We start from the raw sequence: 11,209 nt of genomic DNA, 5'->3' as shown, positions 1-11,209 counted from the left end.
ATCCTGATTCGTCCCCTTGGGCCTGATTCCGGAGGCCGAGAGGTTTAGATCCATTGTTTTCCGGGGTTTCTGATAGCAGTTCTATGCGCTAGACGAAACTGCAGCCCGATCAGGCGATCCCATTCACGGACGACTGCCTAACGCGATACGGCGCGATACGCTCGAACGAGTCCTTCGGCCTCACTGGTCCAGTTGAGCGAGTTTCGAACGGCGTTGAAACCATTTACGCTGTGTCGCATTAAGAGTCCAGGATCTCCTGCATACAATGCGATGGCCGCCGCAATGTCCTCGGGAGAGTCGGGATCCACAACGAGTCCGCAGTCATGTTCCTCTAGAATCTGTCGCCACAGCGGAAAGTCTGAGGCGATTACTGGAACCCCTGAGGCCATGTACTCGAACATCTTGGTCGGCAATGCATCTCGATGGTTTGGGGTATCGCCCAGCACAACCAAACCAACCCGACTCGAACCGACGAGCTCTCGTGCTGCTGGTGGAGCTACGGTCCCATAAAATTCGACGCGGTCCCAGCCTGGAAGCGTGGACAACGACTGGACGAATCCTGAGGCACCCCAACCGGCGAGCTTTAAGCTCCATCCAGTGGGCATCTGCGCCGAATCGAGCGCTTCTATCAACACCCTCGTGCCCCGTGCCTCCGAGAGACCGCCGACGTAGACCACCGAAAGGCCCCTTTGCTGAGGGTCCGACCACTGTTCCGAAGTATCGATCAGTGGATAGTTCCGCACCACCGTGGTCTTGTTTGCATCGAATCGCTTGGCGACGACTTCGGTTGCGGCGATGACGTGGTCGCTTAAGTTGGCGATGCGCAACAGTCGGTCGGCGACAAATGCGACAGGAGCTCGCCAAGTCTCAGGAATATATGGCTTATGCATGACTTGGGAAGGCAGGTCCTCATGGGCGTCGTAAATGACACGCTTTCCACGGATCTGCAGCAGAGGAATCGCCCACACTAGTTCCGGATCGTGGATATGGACGATCGACGCCTTGGAACTGACGGCGAAACGCACAGCCCGAATCGATTCCAGGGTGACGCGCCGCCATCTAGGTGCTGCAGGGACTCTCGTCACCGTGACTCCGGTACCTCCAACATGAAGTTCATTGTCGACCGCATACAGACCCACATCGTAACCAGCCTGGGAGAGGCTGGCTGCCTCCCGCATGTGAATACGGTTGTCCGTCCAAGGATGAGCAGAAGATAGGTGGAGAACGCTGGTGACTTCCGTGGTGCTCATAACAAATTACTCCTATGAATCTCCTGAGACCCTGTAAAGCATTTTTTTCAAGCGTGTTGCCGAGTCACTGTACGTATAGTTCTCCAGTACATGCTGGCGCCCGGCACGTCCCCAAGCATTCCGCTGCTCGGCGTCGGCGTCCATCATGTCGGCCATAGCAAGCGCCAGTTCAAGACTTGAATCGGCCGGAACTGTGATGCCGGCTTTGGCGTCATCCACGATGTTGTTGACAGCGTTGGAAGCGAACACTATAGGGCGAGCCGACAGTAGGTAATCGAAGAGCTTGTTAAGTGCGATCCCATATCGATACAGTTCAAGATCACGCATGTTCGCCACCAGGGCATCGGCTCCCGAGAGACGGTCCAGGACATCCTCGCGAGGAATCCGGTCCGTCCACTCAACGAGGTGATCGATTCCTAATTGCTTTGCCGTCTCCTTGAGGTCGCTCTTCAACGGTCCGCCACCGACGATCTCCAGTGCAACTCGTCTTTCGGGATGAGAGCTAGTGAACTGCTGGAACGCTTCCAGAATCGTATCCACTGCATTGGCATGCCCCAGCGAACCCAGGTACATGAATCGAAACGGTCGTTCATGTCGCACATCAACCCTAACCGTCTCATCATTCAAGGGCAGTCGCTGGTTGCCATTGACTCCATTGGGGACCCAATAAAACGGAACGTCGCCAAATCCCTTGGTCGCCAAGTAGTCGTCGATGGCGGGCATTGGGGACATCACCGCATCGGCTCTGGAGATCAGCCACTTCTCTAGTGCTCCAAGGCCTCGTGCGGGGAGGCTGTGCGCTGAGAGTTTCCCGAGTTGCACCAAGGTATCCGGCCAGATATCGCTGATCTCAAGGACGAACGGTACTGCGAACTTCTTGGCGATTCGCGCACTAGCCCACGCTGCAACAGGATTGACGACCCTACCTATGACAACGTCGGGGTTCGGGAGCACTCTGGTCGTCGCCGGCAGCATCAGTGTCGCACCGAAAGTCGCCATGTTTCTGATCCGAGACAGTCCATTGCCTGAGTACTCGGCACTTCTGATCCACAAAGACTCGGTATTCCTCCATCGGACCAGACGGCGACGTTCTCCTTGCCGCAAATGCTGTCTGCCGTCCGGGTGCGAGGTGCTCGCGGCAAGGACCGTGACTTGCCACTCTCCACCGGCCATGTCATCGGCCATCTCCAGATGAAGGCCGACCCAGCCGTCCTTCTCCGCGAAAGGAGTGTAGTGGTTGATTATCCAAGCATGCTTCATTGAAACTTTCCCTAGTACAGCGCAGTGACTATCGTGCCGGAATGCCCTTGACCCGAGTGTCAGCTTCGACGTTCTGAACAACGCAAGCGGATGCGCCAACAAGGCTCCTCTGACCGATTCGTAGTCCTTGAAGGATGGTGGCAGACGCTCCTATCAACGATTCTGCAGCGATCAGTACCTCACCGGAAACAGTGGCGGCCGGATTGACAGAGACGAAGTCCTGCAGTTCCGAATCATGTCCGATGGTGGCGTTGGGATTCACATGAACATGACGGCCCAGACTGACGTTAGTCGAAATCTGAACCCCGGCGCACACGACCGTTCCAGGCTCGATCCGCACCCTGGAACCACACTGGGCGACTGGATGGACTAGAGTTGCCGGTTTCCATTCAAGGCCTTCGAGGAGATTCGCAACCTTCATACGGATCGTTGGGCTGCCGATACCTACCACGAAATGTATCTCCGGACCGGACCAGACTTCGGGGATCGCCCCAATGTAACTGATTCCGCGATCGCTGAGTCGTCGGAGGTTTGCTTCCGACGGAGCATCGTCGAAGACTCCGATGAGATTCCAGACTCCGCCTTCGGAATCTTTATTGATTGCCTCTACAACGTCGGCTACCTCACGTCCGAAGCCTCCGGCGCCAACGATGGCGAGTTGCCGACCAGTCACGCTGTTGCACCATCACGCACGGTAATGACCTCCGACGGCGTCACCGGCCGCGATGTTCCACGGAACTCCGCCATAGTTGCGTGGCCTTCGGCCGAAATACCGCTCCGGACAAACACTGCAAAGAACGTCTTCAAGATTATCTGGAGGTCAGAACGAATGCTCATGCTGTCGATGTACTTCACGTCCATCTCGAATCGCTCCTCCCATGCCACGAGGTTTCGGCCGTTGACCTGCGCGAGGCCAGTGATGCCCGGACGAACCTCATGCCGACGGGCCTGCTCCGACGAATATCTTTCAAGATACGAAACCAAGAGCGGCCGCGGGCCGACGAAACTCATGTCGCCTTTAAGTACATTCATTAGGGAAGGTAACTCATCGAGGCTAGTCGACCTCAAAAGACGACCGAAATTCGTCAATCGGTCCTCGTCGCTAATCAGGCCGAGTTCGAAGTCAATGTCCTTCATGCTCCGAAACTTGTATAGTTTGAACACCTCTCCGTGCCTACCCGGGCGATCCTGAGTGAAGAGAACCGGACTGCCAAGATTCTTACGCACGAGGACTGCCGTGGTGGCAATGATCGGCGATGAGAGCAAGAGAATTCCAGCAGACCCCACGATATCCATGCCCCGCTTGAGCGTCCGATATGGGATCAAGGCTGCACCAAGGCTTCGTCCAACGCCGTGAGTACACGATCGAACTGATCAGTGGTCATCGCCGAACCGCTGGGTAGTGTAAGTCCTGTCTCAAACAATGTCTGGGAAGCGCCATTGACCTTGCGGGGCGCGTCCTTGAACACTGGCTGTAAATGCATGGGCTTCCATAGGGGTCGCGACTCGATACCTGAATCGTTCAGGCGGGATTGGATCAGCGACGCTGGGATCGGAGCGGCCTGAGGATTCACGACAATCGAGGACAACCAAAAGTTGTCCTCATTATCCCCTTCCCCGCCGAATATCTCGATCCCCGAGACAGAGGAGAAAAACTCCCGGTACTGCTCCCGCCAGCAGCGGCGCGAGTCGATCATGCTATCAAGGCGGCTGAGCTGAGCTCGTCCCAGGGCGGCCAGGATGTTGCTCATACGGTAGTTGTAACCGATATCTGTGTGCTCGTAGTGGACGACGGGTTGCCGGGCCTGCGTCGACAGGTACCTCACTCTCAATGCCAGCTCCTCGTCATCAGTGACGAACATACCCCCGCCCGATGTCGTCATGATCTTGTTGCCGTTGAACGAGAAGACAGAAGCACGACCGAACTTCCCAGCGGCCTGGCCCTTATGTGAGGCCCCCAATGACTCTGCGGAGTCACAGAGCATCTCAACGCCATGGGTTTCGCAAACGCGGCCGACCTCCGTGTAGTCAACGGCCTTCCCCAACAGGTCCACTGGCAGAACCAATGTTGCGGGTGTCCCACATGACTCCAGGTCCGTCAATGCCTCATTGAGGAGCGCAGGGTCAATGTTTCCGGTCACCGGATCGGAATCGACAAAGTAGGGTGTGGCACCTGTATAAGCGATCGCGTTTGCGGTGGCTGCAAACGTCATGGTTGAGGTAACGACAATGTCCCCGGACCCGACCCCGAGGGCCAATAGTCCCATATGCAACGCGGCAGTACCAGAAGCCAGCGCGACCGCGTGATCCACGCCTACTCGCCGCTTGATCTCGTCTTCGAATTGGTCGACGTCAGGGCCGAGCGGCGCGATCCAGCCAGAGCGGATGGCCGCCACGACATACTGCTCTTCAAGTTCACCGACGTCAGGTTTGGACATCAGGATTCGCTCAGTTGACAATCTTGGCTCCAAATTCTTCGTCCTTCTTGCCACAACGTTCCAACCACACGTTCTTGTCCATGTCTTGTGGCGATAGCGTGTGCACGTGTGCGTGTGCGATCTTGGGGTGATAGGGGCGTTCGTTACCTTCGCCCAGGCCCACCAGCTCCTCGTGCATCTTCTCGCCTTCGCGGAGCCCGGTAAAGGTAATCTCGATGTCCTTGCCGGACATCTCGATCATGCGCTCGGCGATGTCAAGGATTCTGACCGGCTCTCCCATGTCCAAGATGAGCACCTCAGCGGGGGCTCCAATGGCACCAGCTTGGACCACCAGTTGGCACGCCTCGGGAATGGTCATGAAATACCGCGTCACGTCAGGGTGGGTGACGGTGACCGGGCCCCCTTTATCGATGAGCGAACGGAAGGTCGGCAACATGGACCCGCGGCTGCCGATGACGTTGCCGAACCGAACGGAAAGGTACGGGCGCCCCGTTTCCTGGGCCATCCAAGCGGTTAGTTTCTCCGCGACGCGCTTGGAATGCCCCAGTACGCTCGTCGGATTCGCAGCCTTGTCCGTACTGATGTTGATGAAGGTCTCGACATCTGTATTTTTAGCAGCGTTGAGGACGTTCAACGTACCCAAAACGTTGGTCTTCCAGGCCTCTTCTGGATACTGCTCCAACATCGGCAAGTGCTTCAGTGCGGCCGCGTGATAAACCACTTGCGGCCTGCGGTCCTGAAAAATTCGTTCCAGTACGTCAGGCTCACGAATGTCGGCCAGCACCACGTCGCGGGTGTGGAGCAAACCGTGGCCAATCGTCCCAATCTGGGCCATCTGCAGGCCGGTTTCATCCCGGTCCAGCATGATGAGCTCGGTGGGGGCATACTTGGAAATCTGCAGGCACAGTTCCGACCCGATGGACCCGCCGGCGCCCGTAACCAGGACCCGCTTTCCCGCGATGTAGTCGGCAATCGACTCGACCTCGGTGTCGACGGGATTGCGGCCGATTAGGTCCTCGATGGAGATGTCACGCAGATCCGAAAGCCTGGTACGGCCGGCCATGATTTGCTCCATGAGCGGCAGCACCCTAACGTGCAGCCCCGCGGCACCCGCCGCGTCAGAGATCTCGCGGACGAGAGTGGAATCGGCTCTGCCGATCGCCAGCACCAGTTCTTGGGCTCCGGTTTTCTCGGCCACTTCGTTGATTTCGTGAAAGCCTCCCATGACCTTGACACCTCGAATCTCCAGATTGGAGAGTTGAGGATCGTCGTCCAGAAGGGCGACCGGCCGGTACTCGGAATCGGCATCCGTCTGCATGCGGCGAATGACGGTTTCGCCTAGATAGCCGGCACCGTAAACGATGGTCGCGTTGGCTTGCCTGCCCGGCTTACGTCGCCGCTCCATCAGCAAGCGGTACATATAACGCACGCCGAGCATGCCGATCAGTGCCATGGGAGTGGCAATGATGCCGGTGCTGCGCGGGGCGTCGAACACGTTGCCGACCACGAGCATCAGCGCCGTCGTCATCAGGCCGACCAGAACGACGATGTATGTCAGGGTCTTGACTTCATCGAAGGTGCCGTAGACATGCCGTCCCCGGTAGATGCCGCTGACGAGTCCGAGTATGGTCTGCAGCGCCGCAGCGACGAGACCGAAGACCAGCAGTCGGCCCCCAGCCATCTGAGAGAAGTCGAACTCGTATCTCAGCCACGCGGCGAACAGGATCATCATGATCCAACTCGCTACATCCACGGCAAAGAACGCCGTTCTGGCCACGCGTGTACGAGTCCGCCGGTTCATGGTCCTCCAAGATGTGCGAGTCCTGGCACGCCCCTAGGCGTTCCAGCTGTGCCGTGCTCTACCCAGCCCCCTCAGGTGGGTGACAGAGTGACAAATAGATACTACGTCACGGGCTACAACCTGAAACATCGAAATCGAACTACGGCGCTTTCTGGAAGTGATTCAATGCCGGGTTCACCGATGTGGAAGTTACATCTTCCTAAACACCGGGTAGAAACTCCTTGTCAGAACTGTATTGTGTTTCGTCTCACTCCACCGTTACAGACTTCGCCAGGTTACGCGGCTGGTCCACGTCATAGCCCTTGGCGGTCGCCAACTCGCAGGCGAAGATCTGCAGGGGGACAGTGGTCAACAACGGCATAAGCATGGGCTGGGTCTCCGGGACGTAGAAGACTTGCTCTGCATAGTCCCTGACAGTGTCATCGCCAGCTTCGGCCACCACGATGGTCTTCGCGCCACGGGCGCGGACCTCTTGGATGTTGGAGACCACCTTGGCGTGCAAGGAGTGACGGTCCATCGGCGAGGGCACCACCACGAAGACCGGTTGGCCCTCATCGATCAACGCAATCGGGCCGTGCTTCAATTCGCCGGCTGCAAACCCTTCGGCGTGGATGTAGGCCAGCTCCTTGAGCTTCAAGGCTCCTTCAAGGGCCACCGGGTAACCGACGTTGCGGCCCAGGAACAGCACGGACGAAGCCTCTGCCATGGAACGGGCGAGTTCCTTGATGCTGTCGGCATTGTCCAGGATCTGCTGGACCTTGGCGGGGATGTCCGCGAGGTCGGACAGGATGTCCTTGATCTCTTCGCGGTACAGCTTCTTGGTCAACTGGGCCAAATAGAGGCCCAACAGGTAGGCAGCCGTGATCTGGGCCAGGAAGGCCTTGGTGGACGCCACCGCGATCTCCGGGCCGGCGTGGGTGTACAGCACAGCGTCGGATTCACGCGGGATCGTGGATCCGTTGGTGTTGCAGATGGATACCGTGCGGGCGCCCTGCTCCTTGGCGTAACGCACCGCCATGAGGGTGTCCATGGTCTCGCCGGACTGGGAGATGGAGACGATCAGCGTGTTCGCGTCGATGATCGGATCGCGGTACCGGAACTCGTGGGAGAGTTCCACCTCCACGGGAATCCGGCACCACCGTTCGATGGCGTACTTGGCGACCATGCCTGCATACGAGGACGTGCCACAGGCCAGCACGATGATCTTCCGGATGGACTTGAGCTCGTCCTCGTCGATGCGGAGTTCGTCGAGGATGAGATTTCCGTCGACGTCGCTGCGGCCCAGCAGGGTGTCTGCCACGGCAGCCGGCTGATCGTGGATTTCCTTCTCCATGAAGGAGGCGAAGCCACCCTTCTCGGCTGCGGAGGCATCCCAGTCGACGGTGAATTCCTTGCCCTGGGCGGGATTACCGAAGAAGTCAGTGATCTCGACGGAGTCAGCGGTGATGGTGACCACCTGATCCTGCTCGAGTTCCACCGCGCGGCGGGTGAAGTCGATGAAGCCGGAGACGTCCGAACCGAGGAAGTTCTCTCCCTCCCCCAAACCGACGACCAGCGGGGAGTTCTTGCGGGACGCAACGACGCGGTCGGGATGGTCGCCGTGAACGGCCAAAAGGGTGAACGCACCCTCGAGGCGCTGGCTGACCAACCGCATGGACGTGGTCAGGTCCTGTCCGCCCTCGTGGCGGTAGATGTGGCCGAGCAGAGCTGCGGCTACCTCGGTATCGGTCTCCGAACGGAACGTGACTCCGTTGGCCAGCAGTTCCTTCTTGAGTTCGGCGAAATTCTCGATGATTCCGTTGTGAATGACAGACAGCTGATCATCATCAGCCAGATGCGGGTGGGCGTTGAGATCCGTGGGACCGCCGTGGGTGGCCCACCGGGTGTGACCGATGCCCACGGACGCCACCGGGACCGGACGGGATTCGAGTTCCGCCGTGAGGTTGGCCAGCTTGCCGGCCTTCTTGCGGTGCTCCACAGCACCGTCAGTCACCACGGCAACACCGGCAGAATCGTATCCGCGGTATTCGAGGCGCTTGAGACCTTCCATGAGCACGTCCAAGGACGAGTGCTGATCCAACAAAGAGGGCTGGCCGATGTAGCCGACGATTCCACACATGAGCACTAGGTTATCCCGCCGGCGACCATGCGCTGCGCACCGACCACGCCAGAGGGGTTCACACACGCCCCCCGCCACCCATAACGTGACAATCATGAAGGCACTCACTTGGCAAGGCAAGCGAAACGTCAGCGTCGAGAACGTTCCGGACCCGGTGATCCAGGCGCCCAATGACGCCATCATCAGGGTCACGTCCTCCGGCATCTGCGGCTCAGACCTACACCTCTACGAGGTCCTCGGCCCGTTCATGGACAAGGACGATGTGATCGGCCACGAGCCCATGGGCATCGTGGAGGAGGTCGGTTCCGGGATCACCAACTTATCCCCCGGTGACCGGGTGGTCATCCCCTTCACCATCTCCTGCGGACACTGCTGGATGTGCGAGCGGGGGCTCCAGTCCCAGTGCGAGACCAATCAGGTCCGTGAGCAGGGCTCCGGTACAGCCCTCTTCGGCTACTCCCGGCTTTACGGCTCAGTACCCGGCGGCCAGGCGGAGTACCTGCGCGTCCCGAACGCCGACTACGGGCCCATCAAGGTCCCGCACACCGGCGACGACGAGCAATGGCTCTACCTTTCGGACATCCTGCCCACCGCCTGGCAGGCCGTGCAATACGCCCACCTCCCGGAGGGCGGCACCCTGGCCGTCCTAGGCCTAGGACCGGTCGGTCAGTTCGCGGCGCGGATCGGTAAGCACCTGGGTCACCGTGTGATCGGCGTGGACCCGGTCAGTGAGCGGCGGGGCATGGCCGAACGCCACGGTATCGAGACCATCGACCAGGACGAGCACGTGGGCGATCGCCTCCGCCTCGCCACGGACGGGCGAGGCCCGGACGCTGTGGTGGACGCCGTCGGGATGGAAGCACATGGGTCGCCGGTCGCCGGCTTCGCCCACCAGGCCGTCGGTATGCTCCCGGACGCCATCGGCCGACTGGCCATGAAAACCGCGGGGGCGGACCGACTTAACGCCCTGCAGACCGCCATCGACGCCGTGCGGCGCGGCGGCACCATCTCCCTCTCCGGTGTCTACGGCGGCATGGCCGACCCCATGCCGATGCTGACCCTGTTCGACAAGCAGATCGAGCTCACCATGGGCCAGTGCAACGTGAAGCACTGGATCGATGACCTGATGCCTCTGGTGGACGACCCCTCCGACCCGCTCGGCACCCTGGACCTGGCCACCCACCAGGTTCCACTGGACCGCGCGCCGGAGATGTATGAGACGTTCCAGAAGAAGGAGGACGGTTGCATCAAGGTGGTTCTCAAGCCCGAGGGAGAGGAGAACCGCTGATGCGAATCGTGGTCCTCGGTGCCACCGGCAACGTGGGCACCGCCCTGCTCCACCGGCTCCAGGCCGCCAAGGCCTCCGGTGAGGTCGATTCCATCGTCGGCGTGTCCCGCCGGGGCCCGGACCGCCCCGGTCCGCCTTTCGACGGCGTGGAATGGCTCAAGATCGACGTGACGGATCCCGACGCCGGCCCTCGGCTGGAGACGGCCATGCGCGGCGCGGACGCGGTGGTGGACCTGGCATGGGTGATCCGCCCCAACCGCGACCGCGGCTTCCTGCGCGCGGTCAACGTGGAAGGCAATCGCACGGCCTTCCAGGCGGTGGCCCAAGCGGGCGTGCCACACCTGGTCTATGCCTCCTCGATCGGCGCCTATGGCCCAGGCTCCAAGACCGTCCCCGTGCATGAATCCCACCCCACCACCGGCACGCCCACCTCCCACTACGGCGCTCAGAAGGCCGAGGTGGAGGACCTGCTGGATGCCTTCGAGTCGGAGAACCCCGGGATCCTGGTCACCCGGTTGCGGCCAGGACTGATCTTCGGGGCGGTACCGGCACCCGAGATCAGGGACTACTTCATCGGCGATCTGATCCCGGCCCGGCTGTTGACGTGGCTGCTGGCCGTGGGACGACTGCCGGTGCTGCCGTTCCCGGCGGGCATCCGGTTCCAGGCCGTCGCGGCGGTGGACATCGCGGAGGCCTACTGGCAGGTGGTCCGGCAACGGGCCGGCGGCGCCTTCAACGTGTCCGCTGAGCCAGTCCTGGACGCCCAGACGGTGGGCCAACTGCTCGGCTCCCGCCGGTACCTGGAGTTGCCGGTGCCGGTGTTCAAGGGCTTGGTCGCCGCCACCTACGCGGCCCGTCTCCAGCCGACAGACCCCGGTTGGGTGGACATGGCCGCAACCGTCCCAGTCATGGACACCACGAAACTGCGGGAGACGACCGGCTGGAGTGAGACCGTCAGTTCCCAGCAGGCCCTCCGGGCGTTGCTGGACGGCTTTGACGGTGCTGAGGGGCTCGGCAATGCCGGTCACCGCTCGAGTTCTGCGCTCGAATAGA

9 protein-coding genes are annotated in these 11,209 nt (G+C 60.3%); 2 read left to right on the top strand and 7 right to left on the bottom strand.

The features are described 5' to 3' along the window. Positions 1 to 137 precede the first annotated feature (137 nt). The 7 genes from ABD134_RS12955 to glmS all read right to left on the bottom strand — a co-directional run bounded on the left by ABD134_RS12955 (position 138) and on the right by glmS (position 8,868). Positions 138 to 1,250, bottom strand: a complete 1,113-nt coding sequence (locus ABD134_RS12955; RefSeq protein WP_344230061.1) for a glycosyltransferase family 4 protein — start codon at positions 1,248 to 1,250, stop codon at positions 138 to 140. Between the two features lie 12 nt (positions 1,251 to 1,262). Beyond that, a complete protein-coding gene (locus ABD134_RS12950) occupies positions 1,263 to 2,510 on the bottom strand; it encodes a glycosyltransferase family 4 protein (protein WP_344230059.1) in 1,248 nt (415 codons plus the stop codon). Positions 2,511 to 2,538: 28 nt separating this feature from the next. Continuing rightward, complete coding sequence (locus ABD134_RS12945) at positions 2,539 to 3,183, bottom strand: acetyltransferase (RefSeq protein ID WP_344230057.1); 645 nt, start codon at positions 3,181 to 3,183, stop codon at positions 2,539 to 2,541. Further along, on the bottom strand, positions 3,180 to 3,806 hold the full coding sequence (locus ABD134_RS12940) for a sugar transferase (RefSeq protein ID WP_344230056.1): 627 nt from the start codon (positions 3,804 to 3,806) through the stop codon (positions 3,180 to 3,182). The genes ABD134_RS12945 and ABD134_RS12940 overlap by 4 nt, the downstream gene beginning before the upstream one ends. A 26-nt stretch (positions 3,807 to 3,832) precedes the next feature. Then, entirely contained in the window at positions 3,833 to 4,948 is a 1,116-nt protein-coding gene (locus ABD134_RS12935; protein ID WP_344230054.1) for a DegT/DnrJ/EryC1/StrS family aminotransferase, read from the bottom strand. Between the two features lie 10 nt (positions 4,949 to 4,958). Next, on the bottom strand, positions 4,959 to 6,680 hold the full coding sequence (locus ABD134_RS12930) for a polysaccharide biosynthesis protein (RefSeq protein ID WP_344230052.1): 1,722 nt from the start codon (positions 6,678 to 6,680) through the stop codon (positions 4,959 to 4,961). A 316-nt stretch (positions 6,681 to 6,996) separates the two neighbouring features. Next, the gene (gene glmS / locus ABD134_RS12925; protein ID WP_344230050.1) at positions 6,997 to 8,868 is read right to left on the bottom strand and encodes a glutamine--fructose-6-phosphate transaminase (isomerizing); all 1,872 of its coding nucleotides are present in this window, start codon (positions 8,866 to 8,868) and stop codon (positions 6,997 to 6,999) included. Between the two features lie 94 nt (positions 8,869 to 8,962). Between glmS and ABD134_RS12920 the strand changes: the two genes are divergently transcribed. Together ABD134_RS12920 and ABD134_RS12915 are read left to right on the top strand one after the other, a co-directional pair. Beyond that, complete coding sequence (locus ABD134_RS12920) at positions 8,963 to 10,156, top strand: zinc-dependent alcohol dehydrogenase (RefSeq protein ID WP_344230048.1); 1,194 nt, start codon at positions 8,963 to 8,965, stop codon at positions 10,154 to 10,156. Then, complete coding sequence (locus ABD134_RS12915; protein WP_344230046.1) at positions 10,156 to 11,208, top strand: NAD-dependent epimerase/dehydratase family protein; 1,053 nt, start codon at positions 10,156 to 10,158, stop codon at positions 11,206 to 11,208. The genes ABD134_RS12920 and ABD134_RS12915 overlap by 1 nt, the downstream gene beginning before the upstream one ends. Position 11,209: the final 1 nt, after the last annotated feature.

This window comes from Citricoccus alkalitolerans, from assembly GCF_039528175.1.
Taxonomy (GTDB): domain Bacteria; phylum Actinomycetota; class Actinomycetes; order Actinomycetales; family Micrococcaceae; genus Citricoccus; species Citricoccus alkalitolerans.
This window is presented reverse-complemented; position numbering and strand designations above follow the sequence as displayed.